Consider the following 26,335-nt stretch of genomic DNA (forward strand, 5'->3'; position numbering starts at 1 on the left):
GGATAGCGGGGCGTAACTATCACTTTACCCTACGGTTAAATTATAATCTACTTTTTCCCGTTTAAGAGGGGTGGCTGCGCCTTGATTTAATGAACTGCTTCCGAGCTATGGCATCCTACTCATTTACGCAAGATCGCATTGAGCGGCCCCACTTTATTGACTCATTATAAAACGCGTGTAACAAGGTTTGTTTAAGTTTATGTTTTGCAGATAATTTTTTGATTTCTGCCCAGTTTGCACATTCAAAATGTTTAACCATAAGCAGACAATCTTTAAGTAGGTTCTGTCTCCCACACAGCGCATCTTTCACTTGTTCACTGATAGGTATTTTTTTCATTAACTCTTCCATGGGTTGCTCTGTCAATGCGTCCAATAGGGACAAAAGACCGGTAAGAAATCCTGTGGGTGGGTTCTCCTTTACGTCCAGCGCCAGAGAAACCAGTTCACAAAATTTAGCACGAATCAATGACATCTCCATTAGCTCACTCGGTTTGCCTTCACTAAGATTGGCCAGCGCCAGCAACGCAATGAATTTTTTTACTTCAATTTCACCCATATAAGTCAAAGCGTGTTTGAGCGAGCTAATTCTGTTACGTTTATTAAACATTGGATTATTGATAAAGCGCAGTAACAGGTAGGTTAATGAGACGTCACGTTCTAGAATGGCGTTAACTTTATCAAAATCCATTTTGATAGATGCACTGGCTGTAAGTAGTTCCAGTAGCGTCACTTTCGAGGCTTCTAAAGCACGATGACGGACTATCTGTGGGTAGGCAAGAAAATATCCCTGGAAGTAATCAAAGCCCATCGCTTTGAATTTCTCGAAGTCACTATATGTTTCTATTTTTTCTGCTATCAGTTTTATGCGCTGTTGTTTAAGCTCTGGCACACGCTTTTCGATTTCTTCGTCACTCATGGTGGTAATATCAAACTTCACTATGCTGGTAAACGGAAGGAATGGCTTCCATTTGTCCGTTGCATCGAAATCATCCAGTGCCAGTTTGAAACCTAAACCGCGCAAATGCTTGCACGCACTCACAAGTTGTTGGTCGACTTTCACCGTTTCCAGTACTTCAATTACTACTTGAGAGGCGTCTAAAGAAGTGGGGAAGCGGTACATTAAGGTATCGCGATGAAAATTGATAAAAGCCAGCTTATCCCCGACAATCTCTTCCAACCCCAGACTTAAGTGGCTGGTAGCAAGTAGTTTTGAGGTGGCCTCATCAGGGGGAATATCAGGAAAACAATTTTTTTCACCGTCGCGGAAAAGCAGTTCATACGCATATACCTCTCGGTTTACGTCGAAAATTGGCTGGCGCGCAATATATGCAAACATAGTGCTCCTGTTCGTTTTCCGTCAATAATTCGTATTTAGTGTTAGTGTAACATTTTGTACCATGGTAACCGGTATAGCTACCTTGTCGCACGTTTTTTCTTATAATTTTCATCGTGTTGAATGAAAAAGTGTAGGGTAAATGTGGTTCCCTCTACGATTAAGATAGTTTAATCTACATGAGTATGGGAACTTTTTTATTACATAACTAGTCTTGATATTTAGTCAATACACTCTATATTTCTTTCTTTGTTGTGTAGAGACTTAAGTGAGACTCGCAAGGTACTTTTTGCAATGTTATACTTGGGCGTGTTTTAAATTGAGGTGAATATGAGCAACAATTTGCAATCTATGGCCCTGTCAGTACCTCATAATGGTAGTATTGAGGGGTATATTCAAGCAGTTAGCGGGATTGATATGCTTTCTGCGGCAGAAGAACGTGAATTAGCCACTCGCTTGCGTGAAGAAGATGATCTTGGCGCGGCAAGAAAGCTGGTCATGTCGCATCTGCGTTTTGTCGTCCATATTGCAAAATCGTACTCCGGTTACGGCTTACCTCAGGCTGATTTAATTCAGGAAGGTAATATTGGTTTGATGAAAGCGGTAAAACGCTTTGACCCTACCGTGGGTGTAAGACTGGTTTCATTTGCCGTGCATTGGATTAAAGCTGAGATTCATGAGTTCGTGCTGAAGAATTGGCGCATTGTGAAAGTAGCGACAACAAAAGCGCAACGTAAATTATTCTTCAATCTGCGCAAAGCCAAAAAGCGTCTTGGCTGGTTTACGCATGCTGAGGTGCAGACCGTAGCAGAAGAGCTGGGCGTCAGTACTAAAGAAGTGCTGCAAATGGAAGCACGTATGAGCAGCCAGGATCAGGCGTTTGATTTATCTGCCGATGATGATGAAAATAGTAATTTTGCACCAGTTCAGTTTCTTGAAGATAAAAGTGCTGATGTGGAAATGGACGTGATCAATAACGATTGGGATACTAACGCGTCAAAGCGGTTGTATTCAGCAATCAAAACGTTGGACGAGCGCAGTCAGGATATCATTGAAACCCGTTGGTTAGCCGATAACAAAATTACTTTACAGGATTTGGCAGACAAATATCAGGTGTCGGCAGAACGAGTTCGACAGATTGAAAAAAATGCGATGAAAAAACTTCAAGCTGCGATGGTAGTGTAAATTTATAACGCTAATTACGCACCTGTTGTGAGCGCAGAAATCACTGCGAATTTGAATAAATAAAAAACGCCTCTCGTTTAGAGGCGTTTTTTTATATCTTTGATACCTTCTTTTACGCCGCTATGGGCTTTAAAGCGGATAAGTTCTATTCTTCTTCAGCGTCCGACGACTTTTCTTTTTTAGGCGGTAATACCCAGTAAACGCCCTTGAACTCAGCTACCGGATCGTCACCATCCAGGATATCGACTTGCAATGTCAGTTTGGTCTTCTTATTTTTTTCAACCAATGCCAGTTTGCCGCTGAGCGATTCAATATTACAGATGGCCCGAGGCTTCCTAGTGATGGGTTTATGGTAATGAATATCCCCATCACCTAGCACAATATCACCGCGCACGCCTTTTTCCTTAAGTTGCAGAAAAATCATTCCCCATCCGGTGAGGGTGGATAAGGAAAAAATACTACCGGCAAACATAGTGCCATGAATGTTAATGTTTTTATTAAGTGAGGCGCGCGTTTCTAATGTTCTGCCTGTAAATTGGTGTATTTTTATGCCCATATGGTCGGTAATAGGGATGGTTTCAGACCAGGTTTTTTGCAGTTCTTTACACCAATTGGGGTGCATGACAAGCGAACTTAAGTCACTTAATTTTTTAACCATTTGCTGGCGGCGAAGGGTTCCCAGTTCGGTGGGAGCTTCACGTTCTATTGCAAAACCGCATGCAGTGAAGAAGGGGATGGAAATTTCCCGACTGTTGGTTACCGCTCTAATGGCGCCTAAGTCTCTCGCTACCGCTTCAAGCGCCCCCAGTATCATCTGGCCCAAGCCTTTACGCTGGAAGTCAGTATGTACTGCAATATGTCTGATTTGCGCTTCTTCTGCGGTATTAAGATGAACCCGGCCACATGCTACAATGTCGCCTGCCCCATTCACAATCATGCGATGTTCAGCAACCTGCTCGTATTCATCCTTCTCTGAACCAGGGGGGAAGTTCCACGGCTGCCTAAGATACGTCCAGCGAAAAGTAAAATAAGCTTCGAATTCTTCTTCGCTTTTGGGCTTTACAACTCTAAACACAGACAAACCATAATTTTAATCATAATAAACCCATTAAACATGAGCGGCACTAACGAAACAAGACCTTTATAATGAAACTGTTCCCTGGTGGCTGCTGCCCGCTATGCAAACGTGTCTACACAGATAGCTATATCGGCAAAGGTTTATTCATACCTCTAATCAAACTTGAAACGAAAAAGTGACCGGTCCATCATTAATCAAACATACCTGCATGTCAGCACCAAATGAGCCGGTTTGGGTGTGTACGCCTGTGGCAGCAAGTTTTGCGACAAACTCACTATATATTTTCTCGCCGTGTTCCGGGGAAGCGCCCTTGGAAAAACCGGGGCGATTGCCTTTACTGGTATCGGCAACCAAAGTGAATTGTGAGACCACTAATATACTACCGTTAATTTGCTGCACATTGAGATTCATCTTGCCCGCCTCATCGGCAAATACCCGATAGTGAATCACTTTTTTAATAAGTTTATCTATTTGTGCAGATCCATCTTCTCGTTCAACCCCAAGAAATAACAACAGACCGTGTTTTATTTGCCCGACCGTGCTGCCATCTACCTTCACACTGGCCTGACTGACGCGCTGGATAATTCCCCTCATTGCTGCTCCTTAATAAAGCGCGCCATATCACGTGTAGCCCGACATAAGGCATAGCCGATCCCTGGCTCTGAGGTACTGTGCCCTGCATCAGGTACCATTTGTAACCTGCTATTAGGCCATGCCTGGTGTAACAAGTATGCACTGTTAGGTCTGCACACCATGTCATAACGCCCATGTATCAAAATTGCGGGTAGATGGGCAAGTCGGTGAATATTCTGCATGATGTAATTTTCTTCTATAAAACAGTTATGCATTAAATAATGACATTCCAACAGAGCCAGCCCGGTCACCAGATGAATGGGATATTGCGCAGTTAACTCTCCCGTGCCGACGGGCAAGACTAACCGTGAAAGTCTTTCTTCCCAGCAGTACCAGCGCTTTAAAGCGGCGAGCTTGTTAACTTCATTTTCACTGGCAAAAATTTCGCTATAAGCATGCAGAATCGAAGAGGAGGTAACAGGTGAAGAAATTCCGTGGGCAAATTTCTTGAAGTATTCTGGGAAAAATATTGCACCACCACCCTGTTCAGATACGAACCAGTCAATATCCTCCTGCCGCCCTAAAAAAATGCCACGTAAGATCAAACCGAACACGGCTTCCGGTTCATCCATCGCGTATAATAATCCGAGCGTGGTGCCCCACGAGCCCCCAAAAACTACCCATTTATCAATATTAAGGTGCTTGCGTAGGCGACAAATATCGGCCAGCAGATCCTGGGTGGTATTTTGCCTTAAATCGCCAAACGGTCGCGAACGTCCACAGCCTCGTTGTTCAAAACCAATGATGCGATAGCGGCTTGAGTCGAAAAAGCAGCGATAGTTTGGCGATAAGCCCGCGCCCGGCCCGCCGTGCAGATAGACCACGGGGATCCCGTCAGGATTGCCACTTTGTTCATAGTAGATTTCATGATGGGAATCGGTTTTTAAGTACCCACTATGGTAAGCGGCAATATCTGGATAAAGTCGTTTCATTTTATTTCAGCTCATTGTGTGCCGCTTAAAATTAGTATATTAATGAAACACATTCTAATCATAAATGCGAGAGAGATAATATGGCAGGTCAAGGTTCAGGCGGTAACGTAATCGCGGCAATTTGTAGTTTCTTCATTCCCGGATTAGGCCAATTAGTGCAAGGAAGAGTATTAAGTGCATTGATGTTCTTTGTTGTGTGTACTATTTGTTACACATTGTGGGTAACAGTCATTCTAATATTTCTCTGGCCGGTTGGGGTAATTTTTCATCTGTGGTCAATTATCAGTGCGGCCAGATATCGAGGATAGGAGCTTTAGGTAATGAAAACGCGCTCGATAGCATTTTGCTTGGGCCTAACTCTACAGGCTTTAGGTGGATGTCAGTCCGCCTATTACGCCGCATGGGAAAAAGTAGGCGTTGAAAAACGGGAAATCATGGTCGATAGGGTAGAGGATGCCCGTGAATCGCAAGAGGATGCCCAGGAACAGTTTAGCTCTGCTTTGGAAGAATTCAGTGCACTAATTAACTTTCAAGGCGGCGAACTGGAAGACGTCTATGATAGGTTGAGCGATGAATATGAAGATAGCAAAGCTGCTGCCGACGAGGTCTCCAATCGCATAAACAAAGTTGAGTCTGTTGCAGAAGCTTTGTTCAATGAATGGGAAGATGAGCTGGAAAGGTATCAAAACGATAATTATCGTCGTAGCAGCGCGCAGCAGTTGCGTGATACCAGACGAAAATACGAAACCATGCTAAGTGCAATGCGCAAAGCCGAAGGTACCATGGCCCCAGTGCTAAGAAAGTTAGAAGATAATGTTTTGTTTTTAAAGCATAATTTGAATGCCAGTGCGATTGGCTCGCTGGAAAGTGAACTAACGGTGATGCAAGCAGATATCCGCATACTTATTCGTAACATGAAAAGCGCGATAGCTGAGTCTGACGCCTTTATTGCTTCTATGAAGTAAACACAGTAAAAAATTGATTAATCCGTACTGGAGTGAATAACTCATTTCAGTGCGAATGATCATTATTCATTGGGTAATTCCCTGGGTTCTTCACTGGCTTTATGGTGATCAAAGGTATCATTAAGGCTGCAGGTGAATTCCGCCCCGATTAAGACAACTATCCATGACAAGTATACCCACAAAAACAAGATGGGTAGGGTAGCAAGCGCGCCATAAATAATCTGGTACGAAGGAAAGTTGGTTACATAATAAGTAAAGCCGTTTTTGGTGATTTCGAAAAGGATGGTCGCCACTAATGCACCGGGTAACGCGTACTTAGGACTGACTCGGCGGTTCGGCACTAACATGTATAAAATAACGAATGCCAGCATAGTAGTCAGACTTGGTACCATCTTTAAAAAAGTTGTACCTAAACCAGGTGTATATTCTTCAGCAAACGTAGCGATTCCAGACAGATAAGATGTCACCACAACGCTGGAGCCGATAAGCATGGGGCTGAGTGTGATCACCATCCAGTAGATCGCGAGCGTATAAATTAACGGCCGCTCGCTGGGCGTTCGCCAGATCCGATTTAGGGTTTTATCCACATTAGAAATAAGCAATAAGGCCACAACCAGCAAGGACAGAATGCCGATAGCACTCATTTCGGCCGCATTTGATACAAATGACAAAATATGTTCATGAACCACATCACTGGCAGTGGGGACAAAATTGGTAAAGATAAAATGCTCTAATTTACTTCTCACGGATGCAAAAGCGGGGAAGGCGGACATCATGGTGAACGTCACCATAATAAAGGGTACGAGCGACAACAGGGTAACATACGCTAAATGCCCCGCAGATATAGTAATGTTATCGCTGGCACAACGTTGAATAAAAATACGCCCAAAATCGCGTATACGGCGATGGTGTTTGTGCCACATGGTCTTCATACGTTCTGCATTCACATTACACTCCATTTGCTAGCGGGATGGATACCATACTATTTTTATCCAGCACTACGCATAAGTGTAACGGCTTGTTCAAATAGGTAAAACTAAATTTTCCTCAACAAGGCGGGTGGTTCGATTGCGCTTTGTTCCCGTTTGCCCAGCATGTGGCAAATCGCGTAACTTAATTCACACCGATTTAAGGTGTAAAAGTGAAAATGTTTTACCCCTTCTTTGGCCAGTACTTTCACCATGTCCAGTGCAATATTGGCACCCAATAAATTACGTGTAGTCTGATCGTCTTTGTTTAAACCATCGAACGTTCGATGCAACCATCCAGGAATATGCACATTGGTAAAGCCGGCGAATTTTAATAAGGTGTGGTAATTGGTGACCGGTAATACCCCTGGTACTATGTCCAAATCTATCCCAGCTGCCGCAGCACGATCTCGGAATCGTAGGAACACACTGGTGTCGAAAAAAAATTGCGTTATGGCCTCGGTCGCCCCAGCTTGCGCTTTGCGTCTTAAATTCAGTAAGTCGAATTGTGAGTTTGGCGCTTCTGGATGCTTCTCAGGATAGGCTGCAACTGACACATTAAAATCTGCCACCTCTTTTAACAGTTCAACCAGTTCTGCTGCGAACATCTCTGTCTTACTCACGCCGGGGGGTAAGTCTCCTCTTAAGGCAACAATATGTCGAATGCCTGAATCCCAATAATCTTTAGCAATTTGGCGAAGTTCTTCTTTGGATGCATCCACACAGGTTAAATGGGGGGCGGCTGGTATCCCTGTTTCCTGGTGTATTCTTTTCACCACCTGGTGGGTTCTGTCACGTTCGCCGCTATTTGCGCCATAGGTAACCGACATATATGCAGGCTTTAGTGGCGCCAGTCGTTCTACCGATTTCCACAGCGTCTTTTCCATTTGTTCGGTCTTAGGCGGAAAAAATTCGAACGAGACATCGATATCGGTTAACTCAGCCAACGACTGATTTAACGCATCTATTCCTTGTGCATAGGAGACCATGAACTACCCTGCCTTTCTTGTAGACGTTTAGACGTCCAAAGTATGGGATATATGGATAGACGTCAAGAAGTTTACACCGCTTAATTGACCTTTTTTAGATATTGGTTAGAATTTCCAGTCATAACGATACCCTATAAGAAAATAATGAGACCCTTATGGCAGAATGGAACGGTAAATATATTCATCCGTACGCAGAGCATGGTAAAAAGAGTGAACAGGTTAAGAAAGTGACCGTCTCTATCCCCACCAATGTGTTAAAAGTGCTTACCGACGAGCGTACGCGCAGGCAAATCAATAATTTGCGACACGCCACTAATTCAGAACTTTTGTGTGAAGCCTTTTTACATGCATTTACCGGGCAGCCCTTGCCTGACGATGAGGATTTACGAAAAGATAACCCTAACCGCATACCTGCAAATGCACGTAAAATTATGGAAAAAATGGGCATTGACCCAGATTTGGGAGGGGAAGATTAACAGTATCAGAATTGGTGCCAGATAATTTCCAGCACCTTTTTGCCTTTAGGCATAGCTTTCCGGTAGGGTGTCAAGACGGGCGACGCCAGACTCGATAGCCGCCACTGCCACAGCTTTTGCAATACGCCCGCACAAGCGAGGATCCATTGGTTTGGGGATAATGTAATCTTTACCAAACGTTAAGCTGCTGCTCTTGCTCGCTTTTAGCACTTCCTCAGGAACCGGTTCTTTGGAGATAGAGCGAATGGCTTCCACCGCCGCCACTTTCATTTCATCATTGATAGCGCTGGCACGCACATCCAGGGCGCCTCTGAATATGAACGGAAAACAGAGTACGTTATTCACCTGATTAGGGTAATCGGAACGACCCGTAGCCATAATTAAGTCATCCCGGACACTGTGGGCCAGTTCGGGTTTAATTTCGGGATCGGGATTAGAGCAGGCAAACACGATAGGCTTATCGGCCATGAGTTTTAATGCCTCCGCAGAAAGCACATCCGGACCTGACACGCCAACGAAAATATCTGCGCCTTCCATGACATCTTCCAGCGAACGTTTATCAGTATTGTTCGCAAACAACTTTTTATGCTCGGTTAGGTCTTCGCGTCTGGTGTGTATAACCCCTTTGCGATCGAGCATGTATATGCGTTCGCGCTGGGCGCCACACTTGATCAGCAATTCCATACAAGCTACGGCCGCTGCCCCCGCCCCCATACATACGATTTTTGCAGTCTGAATATCTTTGCCTTGGATTTCCAGCGCATTTAGCATGCCTGCTGCGGTTACAATGGCCGTGCCGTGCTGGTCGTCATGGAAAACGGGAACCTTACAGCGTTTTATCAACTCTTGTTCAATTTCAAAACACTCAGGTGCTTTTATATCTTCTAAATTGATGCCGCCAAAGGTATCCGCAATGTTAGCGACAGTATTGATAAACTCTTCGGTCGTGCGATGCTTAACTTCAATATCAATGGCGTCGAGGCCCGCAAAGCGTTTAAAAAGCAGTGCTTTTCCTTCCATAACGGGTTTGGATGCTAAGGGACCGAGATTACCCAACCCCAAAATAGCCGTTCCATTGCTGATCACCGCTACCATATTTCCTTTAGCGGTATATTTATAGGCGGCGTCCGCATCTTCTGCGATTTCACGCACAGGCTCTGCTACGCCTGGACTGTAAGCCAGTGCGAGATCGTCTACGCTGTCAGCAGGTTTGGAAAGCTCCACTTTTATTTTGCCTGGAGTGGGATAGGCGTGATAGTCCAGTGCTCGTTGTCTGAAATCTGACATTATGGCAATAGTCCTTACTGTGTAGGGTTGGTAAAAACGTTGTTATGCAATTTTTATGAACGCTGCTGGTTTTTTTATATTCAAGCCTGTGAACAAACTCAAATTAGAGCATACAGCGGATAGTGACAACCATTCAATATTGCGAATTTCAAATGGGCGGAACTCTATCACACCTTTGTTTCCTCAACATATCAGATGAGGGATAAGGATTTAAAGTATCTTGGAAGGAAAATCAGCGAAAGTAATTGTTTTCAATTTTAGGCATTCACAAGGATTATGAGTAGTGCCTTTACAAAAAAAACGCCGGCTGAAAGCCGGCGTCTGCAAGAATTTTGTTATTCACACAACTCTTACTTTTTACCCAGCGCGCCAAAACGCTTCTTGAAGCGATCAACACGACCACCGGTATCAACGTTACGCTGCTTACCAGTATAGAATGGGTGACAGTTTGAACATACGTCCAGGTTAATATCTTTACCAAGAGTAGAACGAACTTTAATAGTGTTACCACAAGAACAGTTTGCAGTAATTTCTTCGTAATCCGGATGGATATCTTGTTTCATGGTTTACCTCAAAAAAAGGCCGTATCGCTATCCGACCCGCAGTCGAACACCATACGCTATTAACAATTGCGTAGTTTCAGATGAAACCCCGCCAATAAAGGCCGCGCATAATAATGGAAGCTCAAGTTTTGGTCAAGTTATTTATCTTTACGTTAGAGGCTAATCATGAGCTGAGATTATCCTACTACTCTGTTATTTATTCGGTATGATTAAGTCATCAAATTGGTGTCGCCCTCGGAGTTGGTCAGGATTTCATGTCGCAGTGGTTTATAGAAGTAGCCGTACCTGTACCTTTACGTCAAACATTTACCTATCTCTCTGGTAGTATGTTGGAGAAAGGTTGCCGCGTGAGTGTCCCGTTTGGGAAACGGACCTTGGTGGGCATCGTGATTTCCTCCCACTCGACTTATCACGGTAACGTCAATAAATTAAAATCATTACATGATGTACTTGATGCATCCCCCATACTCCCCCCGATACTGTTAACTTTGTGTGATTGGTTAACGCATTACTACCATCATCCCATCGGCGAAGTTTTTCATACTGCATTGCCTGTATTGTTGCGCAAAGGTGAGCCATTACCTAAAGATACGCATCTGCTTGTTGAAGCCGTTACTCCAAACGATGAGGCACCGACCGAACTTTTAGCGCGAGCGCCTAAGCAGCTTGCCTGTTGGCAATTCATTTCGCAGCATACAGAGCCGCTGGCAACAGTAAACAAACAGTTCTCCTCCGTGGTGGTGAATGCGCTCATTGAAAAGGGGGTAGCGCGTACCATTGAAAAGCCTGTGATGTCTGCTGGTTGGCGAACGAATTTACATCTAGCTGATAAGCCTACGGCAAATCGTGAGCAAGCTGCGGCCATCGCGGCGATAAATCACATTTCGGGCTTCTCAACCTTGCTGCTCGAAGGGGTCACTGGTAGTGGCAAGACCGAAGTGTATCTGCAGGCGTTGGAACAAGTGTTGCTAGCCGGTAAACAAGTTCTTATCCTGGTGCCGGAAATCGGCCTCACTCCGCAGACCGTAAGGCGTTTCATCACTCGGTTTGGTATCGATGTCGCCGTACTTCATTCGCAAGTCACCAATACAGAAAGATTAGTGATTTGGCAGCGGGCCAAGGAGAATAAAATTGGTATCATAATTGGTACCCGCTCAGCCATCTTCACGCCGTTTGAAAATTTAGGAATGATCATTCTGGATGAAGAACACGACGATTCTTTCAAGCAAACTGACGGGTTGCGATACCATGCCAGAGATCTGGCCGTCATTCGGGCAAAAAACGAAGGTATTCCCTTGGTGTTGGGCTCCGGTTCACCTTCGTTGGAATCATTAAACAATGCATTAAATAAGCGCTATCAGCATGTGCTGTTAACGGCGCGCGCTGGGGCGGCAGTTATGCCCACCCAGCACTTACTCGATGCTAGAGAACAACCCTTACAGTATGGCTTAGCTGCTGGGACCATCGCCATTATCAAGTCGCATCTGGAGGCAAATAATCAGGTACTGGTATTTATCAATCGAAAAGGCTACGCGCCCGCGCTGATATGTCACCGCTGTGGGCATTCGGCAGAATGTCATCGCTGTGAACAGCCATTTACCGTATATCAAAAGCCGCCTCGCTTACAATGTCAACGCTGTGAAAAAACCAAGCCGGTGCCGCTAAGGTGTGCCGCCTGTGGAAGTAGCGAACTCATCCCCTCTGGGGCGGGCACCGAGCAAATTGAAGCGGGACTGGCACATTTGTTTCCGCAATATTCACAAGTGAGGATCGACAGTGACTCAGTAAGAGGGAAAGATAAACTTGCAAACATTTTGAAAAAGGTAGACCGTCAGGAATATCAACTGCTTGTAGGTACGCAAATTCTTGCAAAAGGTCATCATTTTCCCCATGTCACGCTGGTGGTGGTGTTAGGTTGCGACGGCGCCCTTTACAGTGCTGATTTTCGAGCCCCGGAAAAACTGGCGCAATTAGTGACTCAACTCGCGGGTCGCGCGGGTCGCGCAAGTAAGCCTGGCGAAATGTGGTTACAAACTCATTCTCCAGAGCATCCTCTGTTGCAGGATTTGATATGCAATGGCTATCAGGCATTTTCCCGCTACCTCCTTCAAGAAAGGCGCCAAACCGGATTACCGCCGTATAGCGTTCAGTGTGTACTGCGGGCAGAAGCCGTCAATGCAGAGTTGTCCTACAATTTTCTCATGCAGTCGCGTCACTACTTGGATACGCTAAATACACTACAGATGGTTGGGCCTATCCCTGCGATGGTGGAAAAAAAACAGGGGCGTTACCGCTTCATGCTCATTCTTTCTGCAAATAAGCGTTCAGTACTTCACCATGCGCTTAGAAATGCACTACCCAGCATTACCCAGTCTGCGCTATCCTCGAAGGTGAGGTGGTCTATTGATGTGGACCCGATGGATTTTAATTAGTGCTATTCCGGCGTGAAAATAACTTTCAAATCAGATGATGGATAAGTGAGCAGCATTTTTCGTTTATCCACGTTACACTGTGGGCCTCAATTGTAATCTACCCTAAGTTTGGAAAATACGCCGTTTATGGCTCAAAAAGATTATGTATCTCGTGGGCGAACTCCTCAAAAAGGTAACAAAAAGAGCCCAACTAAAAAATCGCCGGCCAAAAAGCAAGCGAACATAAAAGCTGATACCTCCCATTCGGCCGCCTTACCATGGGTAAGGTTAATCGTAGTGGTGGCATTACTAGTGGGATTTGTTGTCTTTTTATGGACAATAAAAGACTCCGCGAAACAAAAAGTAGATGCGCCGGTTTCGATTGACGCTAATAAAGATAAAGATGATCTGCCACAGCTTCCGGAAGAGGAATGGGAGTACATCAAATCCCTCCCAGGGTACGAGGTTGAGGTCGATGTAGCCGAGCAGGAGAAATCTGATAAGCGCTATTTAATGCAATGCGCCTCTTTCAGAACTCGTTCTCAGGCCGAAGAAATGAAAGCCACTATTGCCTTTCAGGGATTGGAATCCCAGATCCGGCCTAGCACAGGCGCGAATGGAGAATGGTTCAGGGTCATCCTTGGGCCATTTGAGACTAAGCGCGATGCTGAACGCGCCAAACATACCTTGCGCAAAGTGAATATCGCTACCTGCCAAATCTGGTTCTGGAATTTATAGTTTTTACGGAAAATCAGGGCATAGTAAAACAACTATGCCCTGACCTTGAAAACCTGCCAACGCTCCCCCACATATCCTTACAGCATAAAACTTCAGCTACTGAAGTAACTCTTCAAATTCATTAAAGTGGGGAATTTACGTGACCACAATTGTTTCAGTCAGACGTGACAACCAGGTAGTGATGGCGGGTGATGGCCAGGTTTCCCTGGGCAATACCGTAATGAAAGGTAATGCGCGTAAAGTGCGTCGTTTGTACCATAATAAAATACTCGCAGGATTTGCCGGTGGGACTGCGGATGCGTTTACCTTATTTGAACGTTTCGAGGCCAAATTAGAGGCCCATCAAGGCCAAATAACCCGGGCGGCAGTCGAAATGGCCAAAGACTGGCGTACCGACCGAATGTTGCGAAAACTTGAAGCATTACTGGCGGTAGCAGATGAGAATGCTTCTTTTATTATTACGGGGAACGGTGACGTGGTTCAGCCCGAAAATGATTTGATCGCGATCGGATCTGGCGGTCCGTACGCGCAGTCAGCTGCCACCGCCCTCTTGCAAAATACTTCGCTAAGTGCAAAAGAAATCGCTGAAAAAAGTCTAACCATTGCGGGTGATATTTGCGTATTTACTAATCATAGCCAAACGCTTGAAGTATTGGATTATTAAGTCTAACCCATTTTCATAACGCCTGCCTTCAGGGTAGGCATGAACAGAATTTTATAGAAAAAGGTTATATATGTCTGAGATGACACCTCGCGAAATAGTGCACGAACTGGATCGTCATATTATTGGTCAGCAAGATGCGAAGCGTGCTGTATCTATTGCGCTGCGCAATCGTTGGCGTCGCATGCAGTTACCAGCGGAATTGCGACAGGAAGTTACCCCTAAAAATATCCTCATGATAGGGCCCACAGGAGTGGGTAAAACCGAAATCGCACGGCGTTTAGCAAAGCTCGCTAATGCGCCCTTCATTAAGGTGGAAGCAACTAAATTCACCGAAGTGGGTTACGTGGGTAAAGAAGTAGAGCAGATTATTCGTGATCTTGCCGATATCTCGGTGAAGATGACGAAAGAAAATGCTATGGCTAAAGTAAAGCATCGCGCAGAGGAAGCGGCGGAAGAACGCATTTTGGATATCCTGATACCGCCCCCGGAAAATGCATGGGGTGAAAAGGAAAAAGTAGAGGATCGGGGCACACGCCAGAATTTCCGCAAAAAACTGCGTGAAGGCAGCCTGGACGAAAAAGAGATTGAAGTGGATGTGGCGCTTCCGCAGGTGGGGGTTGAGATTATGGCTCCGCCTGGGATGGAAGAAATGACCAACCAGCTACAAAGCATGTTCCAAAACCTTTCGGGAAGCTCAAAGAAAAAGAAGAAGCTCAAAATCAAAGAAGCCCGCAAGTTGCTGATTGAAGAGGAAGCCGCCCGTCTGGTCAATCAGGAAGATCTAAAAGAAATGGCCATTGAGGCGGTAGAGCAACACGGAATTGTGTTCATCGACGAGATTGACAAAATCTGCAAGCGCGAAGGTAATACCTCAGGAGATGTCTCCCGTGAAGGTGTGCAGCGCGACCTGCTGCCATTGGTAGAAGGGTCTACCGTGTCGACCAAGCACGGTATGGTGAAAACTGACCACATTCTGTTTATCGCCTCTGGGGCTTTCCAAATGAGCAAGCCCTCGGATCTTATTCCGGAATTACAAGGCCGCTTGCCTATTCGTGTGGAACTTTCTGCCCTTGCAGTAGGAGACTTTAAGCGAATCCTCACCGAGCCGAATGCATCATTAACGGATCAGTATATAGCTCTCCTTAAAACAGAAGGGGTAGATATTGAATTTACCGAATCGGGGATCCAGCGAATTGCGGAAGCCGCCTGGCAGGTGAATGAACGCACCGAGAATATTGGTGCTCGCCGCCTACACACAGTGCTGGAAAGGTTAATGGAGGACATTTCGTTTGATGCATCTGAGAAAAGTGGCGAATCACTCACAGTCGATGACGCGTACGTGAACAAGCATCTTGAGCAGTTAGTGGACAACGAAGATCTGAGTCGCTTCATTCTTTAAGTGCTTCTATGCGCACATCAATGGATGTGCGCGCTTCAAGCCATCAAATTTACTCTCTTTCTTCTTCCCCATAACATCAATGATAGGCCGTCAATTCGTTAACGAGCATTCGCGTTATCCCCAAACCGGTTTCTTGTTCAAAGCGCAAGAAATAAGGTGCAGGGTTAATTTCTAAAAACCAGTACGTGCCACCATCCTCTAATCGCCAGTCAATTGCACACCACACCATACCCATATCTTTGCACAGCAATAAGGATAGCCTGATGATTGCCTGGGGAAGAGAGTGTGGGATAGCCGCCGTTTCATCATCGGTACGATAGTCAATGTGATCACTGCTTAATTCCGCTGATACACATTGTTGACCGCATACGTAGGTGCGGATATTAGTTCCTTGGATGTAGCGTTGTAATGTAATGGGCCCGGAGGCTTTGAACTGGTCCCAATAATCTTCTGGTAATTTATTTGCCCACAGGTGCTGGGCTAACTCACCCCCGTACACCGGTTTAGCAATTATTCGAGAGTAGGCACTTACAAACTTTTCCGCGGCATGTACCACGTTGGTAATAATGGTTTCGGCCACATTCGCACCTAGTCTCTTGGCGTGAACTAGCTGTAATGGCTTAGATTGGTGATATCGAATAGACGACATACCGTTTACCCACCTTATGGGGGTGGCGTGGAATAAAACATTCAGTGTGGAGAGACAATTCTGCCGGGCAAACTCTCGCTGTGTGCGAGTAACTTTAGTCGGTTCCGGTAAATGAAACCTGTGCCAATAAACAGCGCTAATGTCAGCGAGAATAATCGGCTTATCGTTTACATATAGCGTGGTGTGATTATTGGTCACGTCAAAGTGCATTGAATGAGTCGCAGGGAAGTCGCCCCCATCGAAGATGAATGTCTGGTGACCCAAAGCTGCAAGGGTTCGCTCAATATGGGACACCTGGGGATCATCTGAACGGCCGAATATTATCAGAGACATTTTAAAGCTCCAAAGGACAGGGAATTGTCGCCTCGCAGGAGACGACGTTAACCATCAATATAAGTCGGGTAGATGACCCCCACCTTCTCCGATAGCCAAGGTAAAATAGCTTGGTGGCTTGATGGGAGTTACAGGGGGGGTGACCTGGGACAAATCAGGTAGTTTAGCTAAGCTACCGCCTGCAACATTCGCCGCGTCGGTAGATGAAAGGCTTATAAGATGTTGATTTTGATGTTTCATTAAGTTAAGTCCTCTTTAATATTATTAATTCACTGCACTCCATGCAGTAGGGGTAAGTTTACTTAGCGCATTAACAAATACAGCTGAACATTTAGCCGGTTTATTATTATTCGCTGCGGGTGCGCTTTCCGGATGCCCCGAAATGACATGCCAGCACTGAAACTACCTCCCTCAGGCTGAGAAACCACAAAAGATTTACGATTAAAAAAGTAAACAGCCCACTGGGCCATTCACCGCTAACCATTCTTAAAAAAACATGAGTAAGCGTCACCATACCGACTGAGATAACAGTGTATCGAAACATTAAATAGCGTAAGGGAGTCATAGATAGCGTGTTAAGTGGTGAATGATGGAGTTAGCGCAGCGACGTATTATTTCACTGCGCACGGTCACTAAATATCTGATGTCTGTAGCTGATATAGCTGCCTGAAATACGCTGCCATTAACGCAGCTCGATCCCGTATCTCCAGTTTTCGATAGATATTTGCGCAATGAAATTTTACAGTGCGCTCACTAATATAAAGTTGACTGGCGATGCGTTTATTAGGTAATCCTTCCATTATTTTATGGGCCACCTGAAGTTCTCGTTTAGACAGTTGGGATAGTTTATCTTCCATAGACTTATTGCATTGATTATCAAGCATCATGCTCTCCTTGTTGGTTAACCTTGTGTAGTTGGGCGTTGGGTTCGAGTAAGTGAAGCCGACCTTGCTGCAGTACGTAAACTTTTTCAGCTAGGGCGATAGTTTGCGGGCGATGCGCCACAAGAATTCTAGTGATAGCTAATTTTGCCAGGTTTTGATTGATGCGCTGTTCGTTGATGACATCTAAATGGCTACTGGCTTCATCCAGAAACAGAATTGAAGGCTTGCGGTAGAGTGCACGGGCTAATAAAACCCTCTGTAATTGGCCGCCCGACAGACTGCTGCCCATGTCACCCACAAGTGTTTGGTATTGCATAGGCATAGCGAGAATCTCATCGTGTATACCCGCTTGTTGGGCACACCCTATCATATGCTCAAAGTCCGCTGTTTCATCAAAGCAGGTAATATTATCGGCTATCGTGCCGCCTAAGCATTGATCCCCCTGCATCACTGAGGCTGTGTTTTTTCTATACCAGGCTGAACGATGAACCGCGTGGCCCGCGTACATGATATTACCCGAGCTGGGGGCGTCTAACCCCATCAAGCAACGCATTAATGTGGATTTACCCGCCCCGCTTGGACCGATAATCGCGATGAGACTACCTGGCTCCACTGTTAACGACACATCACTAAACACCGGGGGCTCGATATCACTGTAGCGATAACTGATAGCATCAATTTTCAGCGCTTGTGAAGACAGTGAACTCTGGCTTACATGCTTTGAAAAATCGGCGAGTACCGGCTCTTTTTCTGAGAACACGATATCCGCCAGGCGGTCAAAATGAACGCTCATCAACTTGAACTCAATAAATTTAGTAATCAGGGCGTCGGCAGAAGTGATAAAGCGGTTTTTGTAACTCATGAATGCGTACAGCATGCCTACAGTGAACACGCTATCCAGCACAAGCGTAGCAGCGAGATAAATGATGACGATATTCTCCAGTCCAAACATCAACTGGTTAATTGTGGTTGTGCTGATATCCCACTTACCCAAGCGAATATCAGCATTAATTACTTCGGTAAGCATGTTTTGCCACTGCCCCTCTCTTGAAGCCTCTTGGGAAAACTGCTTGACGGTTTGCACCCCACGCACCGATTCCATAAAGTGACTCTGTTCATTCGCTGAGGCTAAAATACGTTCCGCGTTTAAGCGTTTAATTACTGGTAAGATACTGATACGCAATATAAAATATAAAGCTGCTACAGCAATCACTACGAGGGTAAGTTGTACAGAGTAAACGAGCAACATACTTAGCGTAATAAGCGCCATTAGTCCATCTAGTACAGCAGTGACTACGCCAACCGTGAAAAATTCGCGTATGTGACTTAATGAAGAAAACCGGGACACCACATCTCCCACATGGCGTTTGCTAAAGTAACTGACAGGGAGTCGGATTAGATGGTGAAATACATTTGCTGACATTTGTAATTGCAGGCGGGATGACAGGCTTAACACTAAAAACTGTCTGCAAAGCGAAACGCCTGATTCAATAAGTAACAACAGACCGAATCCCAGTGCAAGAACAACCAATAAATCGTTTTGCTGGTTAATCAGTGCATCGTCAATTACCGTTTGCATATAGTAAGGTGATGCGAGCGCGAAAAGCTGGATGAGCAGCGAGAGTAAAAATAGAATAGTTAACGACCGCTTGAGTCCCTGGATATGTTGCCAGAAATGTCCCAATGATAATTTGGTTGGCGAAGGTTGACGTTGGAATTCTGAGGTGGGGGACAGTTCAAGCGCGATGCCGGTAAAATGCGTATCGACGTCTTCCCAGCATATCTTACGTTCACCCAGAGCGGGATCATTAATAAGAATACCATCCCGCTTTACTTTTGTGAGAACAACAAAGTGATGCATATCCCAATGTAAAATACAGGGCGTTTGTAATTGCTGAAGGTGGGAAATGTCTACTTTCAATGGGCGGGCAGAAAGCTGAAGTTGGCTGGCAATTTCGATAATTTGTTTTAACGAAGCGCCGCGCATTGATATCGCAAATCGGCCTCTCAGCGTAGTCAGGTCAGTGTGCTTTCCGAAATAACTTGTCACCATACCTAAGCACGCGAGTCCGCATTCTGCAGCTTCGGTCTGTAGTAATAACGGTACCCGACGATGGCTCTTCCAAGACAAAGTGTTTAACGCGCTAGACGCTATCGTACTCATCACACTCTCCCCGCCAAGCTAAACAGGGGTTCAAACAACCACTCTATTAGTGAGCGCTTGCTAACTTCAACATGTGCGGAGAAGGTCATACCCGCTTTCAGGGGTACATTTACCCCATAGGCCTGTATAAAATTTGATTCCACCGTGGCATTGACCACATAAACGGGCTCGTTAAACGCCACAGGAACCGCTTGCAACTCGCCGGGTAGTGAGACCGACTGTGCAATATCAATCACTCTTCCGGTATACACACCAAATTTTTGAAAAGGGAAGGCGTCGTAACGCAAATCGATGAGCTGCCCTGCTTTGACAAATCCAGCAGCACGTACGGGCACAATAAGTTTTGCGGTTATGGACGCATCAGGTGGTAAAAGAGTAAGCAGGGGCTTTTGGGGTTGTGAAAACTCTCCTTCAAACGCAAGCAGGTTTGAAACAATCCCGGCTTTTGGCGCTTTAATGACTTCGGTTTGCTGGCTATGCGTGGTGGCGATACGTTGATTAAGTTCCGAGAGAGCGACCTTAACGTCGTTGTTGTTTTGCTCGAATTGTAGAGTAAGCTGTTGAAATGCGAGTTTTTGGTCTTCTAGAGTATTGCTTAGCTGTAGCGTTTCAGCGTCCCATTGTGAAACGTCTTGTTGTAGGGCTAGATAGCTTGCTCTTATCCGCTGGGCTTCCTGGTACGACAACAGCTCCTTTTCAACCAAAGACACTGCAGAATCATAGTGCGAACGCGCCAGATCAAGCCGTTCCACCACTAATTTTTTGGTGCCATCCAGATTGGCAAGTCTTTGCTGAGTATTTTGCATAGATAAGCGGAGCGCGCGTTGCTCTGTTTGATAGTGTGTTTGTAGCACAGTCAGTTGATTATTGAGGGTCTTTTGTTGGGCGTGGTATTCCGTGATAAGTTTTTGCTCCAGGCTGCCGTCTAGTGTGACAGCACGGTTATCTATGGTGAGCAATGTTTGCCCAGCAGTCACATGCTGACCTTCTTTTACGTTAAGCATGGTTATTCTACCGCCACCACGGTGAGGATATACCCGAACAAGTCCCTGCGCGGGCTCAAGCCAGCCGCTTACCTGAGCCTGTTGGGCGTAATCATGAGTAAATAAAAAGTAAGCAGAAATCCCAACCCAGATGAATACAAAAAACGTGACCAAAAGTGCTGAAAAGTGTGGTAGCAAAATGACGTTACCATCAAGTTTCTGACGCTGAGACTCAATCGCCTCTTGCCGAAATAGCCCTTTACGCATACCGCTCTCCTTTTTGTCTGTAATAGTGAAGATTACGCAAAGCAAGTGAGTACCCAACCAAAGCCCAATCCTTTGGGCGATCCGCTTCCCTGGCATCGTAATCCATGACGCCTCCATCACGATTCAGTCAGGTACCCACTGTTTACGGTCAGCGTTCCCTGCTGACGGTTTTCAATGTAGTGGGCATGAGGCGAGGGCAGCTACATCCGTCAGGTCCAGGCTAAAAAATAGTCAGCCAAAGACGGCGATGGCCTGATCCTTACACAGCTTGTCTCAAATGTTACAGACGTTGGCGGCACGTTTTCAAAAGTGAATGTTGTTGATATTCACCATTAGCGGCATTTATTTATAAATGTGCTATAACAATTACACGTACCAGGTTTACTAACAAAATCAATAACAAGGATTTCGAATGTTTGTACCCAGCATGTTGTTAAAACAACTTTATACCCACGGAAGTTTGTGTCGCACTTCTCAGGGCGTACGGTTTATGCTCAAAAACCGACTAAAAGATGCAACGATCCAATCATTGAACTGGATAGCACTGGATGGCAAGCGAATAGATGAAGATAAAATCTATTTAGAGATTTCTCCTGAGGAAATACTCAGTTTTACCGAATTCAATCAAAAAGGTGAAGTCAGCTTCGATTTAAAACAAGTGCTAACGGTTCATTTGCATTTAGATGAGTCAGTCAGTCCGGAAAAGCGTAAAGTGGGTATCTCGTTTAAAGCCTCACCCTTCGGCAAGTTGAAGTTTGAAGTGGAAGACAATGTGTCAGAGGAAACCTCAGATAAAACGCAAATTCCACGAGATAATCATGACGATTACGAAGAAGGCATCATTGGTAAGCGTCAACGATACTTTGAAAATTTTACCAAAGGCAAAGTAAACCATGTGGGGAAATATTCTATTGATCCCCAACAGCTTAAAGGCAATATCGAACATTTCATCGGTGTGGCGCAGGTACCAATGGGCATTGCCGGGCCGCTGATTATTGATGGAGAACATGCGAAAGGGGAGTTTGTGGTTCCTTTAGCCACCACAGAAGGGACTTTGGTGGCCTCCTACAACAGAGGCATGAAATTACTCAATATGAGTGGGGGAGTGAAGTCAACAGTGGTGGACGATGCCATGCAACGGGCGCCAGTGTTTGTATTCTCTGATGCAAGAGGGGCTAGAGACTTTGCCAAGTGGGTACAGGACAACATAGCTACCATCCGCGAACATGCAGAAGGTACTTCTTCGGTGGCTAAGTTAACTTATATCGACCACTTTCTTTCCAATAAATTCGCATTTTTGCGTTTTAACTACAAAACAGGTGACGCAGCCGGCCAAAACATGGTGGGGCGTGCGACATTTGCGGCGTGCGGCTGGATACTGGATAACTACCAAGGCATTGAAAACTTTTACCTAGAATCCAATTTTGCCACGGATAAGAAAGCATCACAGATTAACATCATGCGAACCCGTGGTAAGCGGGTTACTGCAGAGGCCACCATTAAACGAGAGCATCTGTTAAGTGTGATGCGGGTGGACCCCAAACAGATTGATTATCATGGCAGAGTAGCGGGAGTGGGGTCATTTTTATCTGGCGTGAATAACACCGGTCTGCATTCTCCTAATGGCATCACCGCTATGTTTATCGCCACTGGGCAAGATGTGGCGAACGTATCAGAATCCTCTGCTGGGATACTTTATAGTGAATTAACCGAAGAAGGAGATTTGTATCTTTCGCTAACTATTCCCTCCCTAATTGTCGCCACGTATGGGGGCGGCACAGGGATAGGTACGCAACGGGAGTGTTTGGAGCTAATGGATTGCTACGGACGAGACCGGGCGTACAAGTTTGCAGAAATTGTTGGCGCGGTGGCGTTAGCGGGTGAAATATCGTTGGCCTCTGCCATTTCCTCGTCCGATTGGGTTTCGTCCCACGAACAATACGGTCGTAACCGCTAAGCTATCACTTAAAAGCAGCCCTCGATAGGGTGAGTGCATAGCAGCGAGTAAAGCAAAAAAAAACGGCTTCCATGTGGAAGCCGTTTTTGTCTGCCTATTTTTTTAGCACAGATCAGTGGTGCCAGTGATACTTTTCCGCTTTTGCTTCAATTTCCGCTGCGGTGGAGGCGGGCATAAAGGTAGCGTTGTCTTCCTCGAAGAAGAACGCATTACGCTGCTTTTTACTTCCCACTTCATTCATTGTGGCGGCGTCGTATATCCTGCCATTTAACACCGTGTAGGCTACATATTCACTGCGGCGTAAATCGTTTAAGACATCACCTTCTATCACTACAAGATCAGCCAACTTACCTTTCTCGATACTGCCGATGTGCTTATCCATGCCCAAATGACGAGCCCCGTCGATAGTGCCACCACGCAGTGCTTCCCAAGGTGTAAAGCCGCCCTGCTGCATGATCCAGAGTTCCCAGTGCGCACCTAATCCTTCCCGCTGACCATGCGCGCCAATATGGACACTCACCCCCGCATCCCTTAACGTTTTCGCATATTCAGCCACCTTAACGTGGTTGTATTGATTGTCGGGGGCGGTGGGGCGTCTGATTGAGCGGGAGTCAATCAAAAACGACGGCACATAACGCAGCAGGCGTTCGTTTTTCCACACTTGCGTACGATCATACCAGTATTCTTCGCCCATCATGCCACCATAGGCTACGACGAACGTTGGCGTATATCCGTAATTAGTGGCTTGCCATAACTGGGTTACATCGCTATATCCTTTAGGAATAGGAATGCTGTGTTCAAGGCCTGTATGTCCATCAACCAACATAGTCATATTTTGTTGATATTTACCGCCGCCTTCAGGCATTACCATCATGTTCAGATCATTAGCTGCCCATAGCACCTGTTGGCGTTGGTCCCGGCGTGGCTGGTTGTAACTTTTAACCGAAATTGCACCACTTTCTTTTAACCTGTTAACGTGGAACCAGGCATCATCGTAAGAATTGATAATGGCCTTGTAACCTAAAGCTTCTGCACCATATAAAATGGTGCCAGTTGAATAGGTACGCGGCGCCACACGTTCACCAGCACGCTGCAATTCAGACGCGGCGAAGATTTCGGTGGTATCGTTACTGGGGTCATGGATCGTGGTTACTCCGAAGGCGAGATTTGAATACTGTTCCCAGTTTTGTTGTGGAATAATCTCATGACGGCCTTGTGAGCCGTGTGCGTGGGCATCGATCAAGCCTGGGATAATGGTCATGCCCTTGGCATCAATGCGCAAAGCTTCGTCCGGTATCGTGACTTCCCCTACACGCCCTACCGCTTCAATACGGTTATCCTTGATAAGCACTACACCATTCTCAATAACTTCCTGAGTATCATCGGCATTTCGCATAGTTACCACTTTACCACCGACCAGTGCTTTCGTTCCTGAGGGTTTATCCGCCTTTACCTTAAACGCGAGATTAAGGCCGTTTTCCTCAGGCTCAGGTAATGTTTCCGCTGCTTCTGGTAAGTATGCAAATGCCTTTGTCAGCTCTCTCTCGTAATAAACCGGGCCATGGAACCAGCCGACAGATTTATTATCGGCACTCCATGTTAGATATTCACCCGCGCGGGCGGACAGTTGTTTAACCGGAAAGGCGGAAGTGGTCGGCCCTATGTCAATCTTTTTGCCGTTATCAATGAATGGTGCCACAAAGGTTTTGAACTGGTTAACAAAAGCGATCCATTTTCCGTCATGTGAAAGTTTATACTCACTTACTTTGTCTCCCCCATGTAAGTGGACGCGTTTATCATCGCCCTGCAGGTTAACACTGCTAAACTGGGTTTCTGGATAGGGGGTTCCGCCAACATATTCAGTAAAGTATAGCCGCTTATTATCGCTGGTGAAATGCGGGGACGAGCCGCTATCCAAGACCTTCTTCGCTTTTTTCTCGCTCAGGTTCATTACATAGATGCCAGGGTTCACTGAATACTTCGGATCTAACAGGTAACCGCCATCAAATTTTTGGTAGGTCACCCATTTTCCGTCAGGTGAAAAGCTGGGGTGAGTGTAATGACCAGGCTCAGGGGTGATGACTCGGCTATTTTTACCCGAGGTATCAACAATGCGTACCGAACCCAATGATTGGTCATTCCAACTGACATAAATAATCGATTTGCCATCGTTGGAGAAACGTGGGTAATATTCATCGTGTTCGTTTTGGGTAGTTAAACGTCGATGTTTACCCGACTTAATGTCACGAACATACAATTTTCCTAGTGCCTGAAAGAGGATCGATTTGCCATCAGGAGATTTTTGCGACCAACGAATCATCTTCACATCGAATGCGTCTGCCGCGACGTCCACAGGGAAACGTAAGGCATCAGCGTATTGTAACTGGGCATCTACCGAGACGTTAATAGGGGTAACTGTCTTATCCGCAAGGTTTAGGCGGTGAAACTTACCACCGGCCCAGTAAACCAGCGCCGAAGAGTCCGGCAGCCAATCAAAGTAGGCGTAATAACCTTCTGAGCCAAAACCTTCCTGCATGTCGCGTTCTAGTTCCAGGGTTAGGGGATTTTCTACACCGGTTTCTACATTTTTGACAAATAATGCTGTTTTATCTTTTACGCGACGTATAAATGCCACGTATTTCCCATCAGGAGAAGGGGTCGGTACGACTGCCCCGCCGGTGCCGGAAATATAACGGCTTTCTTTGCCGGTTTCTCGGTCAAAGCGGGTGATCGCGAAAATACCTTCCAGCGCATTACGATTATATTCAAATGCACTGCCCGCCACTGTATTCTGGGTATAGTAGATGTAACGGCCATCAGCGGAAAACGCAGGATCAGCGATATTGTTTTGTTCACTTTTACCGTTTACCCGCTCCTTAATAGGTAAGCCGTCGCCACCATCTTTGTGATACAACCAAATCTCGCCAGCCGGGATACTACGGCTGGACATAATTCCTTTGGTCGCGACTAAATAGTTGCCATCCGGCGACCACTTGGGTGAGTGAACGAGGTTTTTATCTGAGGTGCTCACTTGTTTTAAGTTTTTACCATCACTGTCCATTACCCAGATATTGGAAATTCCATCGCGGTCGGAAATAAAAGCAATCTGCTTACCATCAGGTGATATTGCTGGATGGATGTTCCAGGCAAAATCCTGGGTCAACGCGGTGGCTTTGCCACCAGATAGAGGCACTTTGTAGAGATCGCCAAGCATGTCAAATACCATGTATTGGCCATCAGGCGACACATCCAGACTTGACCAAGTGGTTTCATCGGTAGAAATTGAAATATCGTTTAATGCAAAAGGAGGCTCTAATACGTTCCACTTTTCTTCTTTTTTTGCTTTTTTTTCCTCTGCGTTCTCAGCAGCATGGAGAGAGAATGTGGTTGAGCAAAGGCTAAGCGCTAATGCACTTAGCCATAATTTGGGTTGCTTTATCATTATAGTATTCCAGCTAAGCGTGAAAAATCCGCCCA

At 45.7% G+C, this 26,335-nt stretch carries 23 protein-coding genes; 9 read left to right on the forward strand and 14 right to left on the reverse strand.

Translation table 11 applies throughout. The features are described 5' to 3' along the window. Positions 1 to 115 precede the first annotated feature (115 nt). A complete protein-coding gene (locus OPS25_RS12180) occupies positions 116 to 1,336 on the reverse strand; it encodes an EAL and HDOD domain-containing protein (protein WP_265618005.1) in 1,221 nt (406 codons plus the stop codon). 327 nt (positions 1,337 to 1,663) lie between these two features. Here OPS25_RS12180 and rpoH point away from each other — a divergent pair, with 327 nt between their 5' ends. Further along, positions 1,664 to 2,518 (forward strand): RNA polymerase sigma factor RpoH, encoded by an 855-nt coding sequence (gene rpoH / locus OPS25_RS12185; RefSeq protein ID WP_265618006.1) that lies wholly within the window; start codon positions 1,664 to 1,666, stop codon positions 2,516 to 2,518. 145 nt (positions 2,519 to 2,663) lie between these two features. Here the strand turns inward: rpoH and OPS25_RS12190 are convergent, their stop codons facing one another. The 3 genes from OPS25_RS12190 to pip all read right to left on the reverse strand — a co-directional run bounded on the left by OPS25_RS12190 (position 2,664) and on the right by pip (position 5,161). Further along, positions 2,664 to 3,593: a bifunctional GNAT family N-acetyltransferase/hotdog fold thioesterase gene (locus OPS25_RS12190; RefSeq protein WP_265618007.1), complete on the reverse strand. Its 930-nt coding sequence runs from the start codon at positions 3,591 to 3,593 to the stop codon at positions 2,664 to 2,666. Between the two features lie 159 nt (positions 3,594 to 3,752). Continuing rightward, on the reverse strand, positions 3,753 to 4,190 hold the full coding sequence (dtd, locus tag OPS25_RS12195) for a D-aminoacyl-tRNA deacylase (RefSeq protein ID WP_265618008.1): 438 nt from the start codon (positions 4,188 to 4,190) through the stop codon (positions 3,753 to 3,755). Continuing rightward, positions 4,187 to 5,161 (reverse strand): prolyl aminopeptidase, encoded by a 975-nt coding sequence (gene pip / locus OPS25_RS12200; RefSeq protein ID WP_265618009.1) that lies wholly within the window; start codon positions 5,159 to 5,161, stop codon positions 4,187 to 4,189. The genes dtd and pip overlap by 4 nt, the downstream gene beginning before the upstream one ends. An 80-nt stretch (positions 5,162 to 5,241) precedes the next feature. On the opposite strand from pip, the gene OPS25_RS12205 reads away from it, so the two are divergent. Together OPS25_RS12205 and OPS25_RS12210 are read left to right on the forward strand one after the other, a co-directional pair. Further along, entirely contained in the window at positions 5,242 to 5,469 is a 228-nt protein-coding gene (locus OPS25_RS12205) for a hypothetical protein (RefSeq protein ID WP_265618010.1), read from the forward strand. Between the two features lie 12 nt (positions 5,470 to 5,481). Then, entirely contained in the window at positions 5,482 to 6,126 is a 645-nt protein-coding gene (locus tag OPS25_RS12210; RefSeq protein WP_265618011.1) for a DUF2959 domain-containing protein, read from the forward strand. Positions 6,127 to 6,188: 62 nt separating this feature from the next. Here OPS25_RS12210 and OPS25_RS12215 read toward each other — a convergent pair whose 3' ends face one another. Continuing rightward, positions 6,189 to 7,058, reverse strand: coding sequence for a virulence factor BrkB family protein (locus OPS25_RS12215; protein ID WP_268741491.1), 870 nt, complete (start codon positions 7,056 to 7,058; stop codon positions 6,189 to 6,191). A gap of 104 nt (positions 7,059 to 7,162) precedes the next feature. Further along, positions 7,163 to 8,083, reverse strand: coding sequence for a methylenetetrahydrofolate reductase (gene metF / locus OPS25_RS12220; RefSeq protein ID WP_265618013.1), 921 nt, complete (start codon positions 8,081 to 8,083; stop codon positions 7,163 to 7,165). A 155-nt stretch (positions 8,084 to 8,238) separates the two neighbouring features. Between metF and metJ the strand changes: the two genes are divergently transcribed. Next, positions 8,239 to 8,559 (forward strand): met regulon transcriptional regulator MetJ, encoded by a 321-nt coding sequence (metJ, locus tag OPS25_RS12225; RefSeq protein ID WP_265618014.1) that lies wholly within the window; start codon positions 8,239 to 8,241, stop codon positions 8,557 to 8,559. 45 nt (positions 8,560 to 8,604) lie between these two features. Here the strand turns inward: metJ and OPS25_RS12230 are convergent, their stop codons facing one another. Both OPS25_RS12230 and rpmE read right to left on the reverse strand, forming a co-directional pair. After that, entirely contained in the window at positions 8,605 to 9,846 is a 1,242-nt protein-coding gene (locus tag OPS25_RS12230; RefSeq protein WP_265618015.1) for a malic enzyme-like NAD(P)-binding protein, read from the reverse strand. A 350-nt stretch (positions 9,847 to 10,196) separates the two neighbouring features. After that, positions 10,197 to 10,409 (reverse strand): 50S ribosomal protein L31, encoded by a 213-nt coding sequence (gene rpmE / locus OPS25_RS12235; protein WP_265618016.1) that lies wholly within the window; start codon positions 10,407 to 10,409, stop codon positions 10,197 to 10,199. Between the two features lie 254 nt (positions 10,410 to 10,663). Here rpmE and priA point away from each other — a divergent pair, with 254 nt between their 5' ends. The 4 genes from priA to hslU all read left to right on the forward strand — a co-directional run bounded on the left by priA (position 10,664) and on the right by hslU (position 15,621). After that, positions 10,664 to 12,841, forward strand: coding sequence for a primosomal protein N' (gene priA / locus OPS25_RS12240; RefSeq protein WP_265618017.1), 2,178 nt, complete (start codon positions 10,664 to 10,666; stop codon positions 12,839 to 12,841). A 126-nt stretch (positions 12,842 to 12,967) separates the two neighbouring features. Continuing rightward, positions 12,968 to 13,558 (forward strand): SPOR domain-containing protein, encoded by a 591-nt coding sequence (locus OPS25_RS12245; RefSeq protein ID WP_265618019.1) that lies wholly within the window; start codon positions 12,968 to 12,970, stop codon positions 13,556 to 13,558. A gap of 139 nt (positions 13,559 to 13,697) precedes the next feature. Then, positions 13,698 to 14,222 (forward strand): ATP-dependent protease subunit HslV, encoded by a 525-nt coding sequence (gene hslV / locus OPS25_RS12250; RefSeq protein WP_265618020.1) that lies wholly within the window; start codon positions 13,698 to 13,700, stop codon positions 14,220 to 14,222. A 70-nt stretch (positions 14,223 to 14,292) separates the two neighbouring features. After that, complete coding sequence (gene hslU / locus OPS25_RS12255; RefSeq protein WP_265618021.1) at positions 14,293 to 15,621, forward strand: HslU--HslV peptidase ATPase subunit; 1,329 nt, start codon at positions 14,293 to 14,295, stop codon at positions 15,619 to 15,621. 76 nt (positions 15,622 to 15,697) lie between these two features. Here the strand turns inward: hslU and OPS25_RS12260 are convergent, their stop codons facing one another. The 5 genes from OPS25_RS12260 to OPS25_RS12280 all read right to left on the reverse strand — a co-directional run bounded on the left by OPS25_RS12260 (position 15,698) and on the right by OPS25_RS12280 (position 20,901). Continuing rightward, positions 15,698 to 16,603, reverse strand: a complete 906-nt coding sequence (locus OPS25_RS12260) for an ATP-grasp domain-containing protein (RefSeq protein ID WP_265618022.1) — start codon at positions 16,601 to 16,603, stop codon at positions 15,698 to 15,700. Between the two features lie 54 nt (positions 16,604 to 16,657). Then, a complete protein-coding gene (locus tag OPS25_RS12265; protein ID WP_265618023.1) occupies positions 16,658 to 16,843 on the reverse strand; it encodes a hypothetical protein in 186 nt (61 codons plus the stop codon). A 392-nt stretch (positions 16,844 to 17,235) separates the two neighbouring features. Then, positions 17,236 to 17,487 (reverse strand): helix-turn-helix domain-containing protein, encoded by a 252-nt coding sequence (locus tag OPS25_RS12270; RefSeq protein WP_265618024.1) that lies wholly within the window; start codon positions 17,485 to 17,487, stop codon positions 17,236 to 17,238. After that, entirely contained in the window at positions 17,480 to 19,651 is a 2,172-nt protein-coding gene (locus OPS25_RS12275; RefSeq protein ID WP_265618025.1) for a peptidase domain-containing ABC transporter, read from the reverse strand. The genes OPS25_RS12270 and OPS25_RS12275 overlap by 8 nt, the downstream gene beginning before the upstream one ends. Continuing rightward, the gene (locus OPS25_RS12280) at positions 19,651 to 20,901 is read right to left on the reverse strand and encodes an HlyD family secretion protein (RefSeq protein ID WP_265618027.1); all 1,251 of its coding nucleotides are present in this window, start codon (positions 20,899 to 20,901) and stop codon (positions 19,651 to 19,653) included. The genes OPS25_RS12275 and OPS25_RS12280 overlap by 1 nt, the downstream gene beginning before the upstream one ends. A 412-nt stretch (positions 20,902 to 21,313) precedes the next feature. Between OPS25_RS12280 and OPS25_RS12285 the strand changes: the two genes are divergently transcribed. After that, entirely contained in the window at positions 21,314 to 22,858 is a 1,545-nt protein-coding gene (locus OPS25_RS12285) for a hydroxymethylglutaryl-CoA reductase (protein WP_265618028.1), read from the forward strand. Between the two features lie 112 nt (positions 22,859 to 22,970). Here the strand turns inward: OPS25_RS12285 and OPS25_RS12290 are convergent, their stop codons facing one another. Continuing rightward, a complete protein-coding gene (locus tag OPS25_RS12290; RefSeq protein WP_265618029.1) occupies positions 22,971 to 26,300 on the reverse strand; it encodes an amidohydrolase family protein in 3,330 nt (1,109 codons plus the stop codon). Between the last annotated feature and the right edge of the window lie 35 nt (positions 26,301 to 26,335).

This window comes from Alteromonas aquimaris (genome assembly GCF_026183695.1).
In the GTDB taxonomy this organism is placed as follows: domain Bacteria; phylum Pseudomonadota; class Gammaproteobacteria; order Enterobacterales; family Alteromonadaceae; genus Alteromonas; species Alteromonas aquimaris.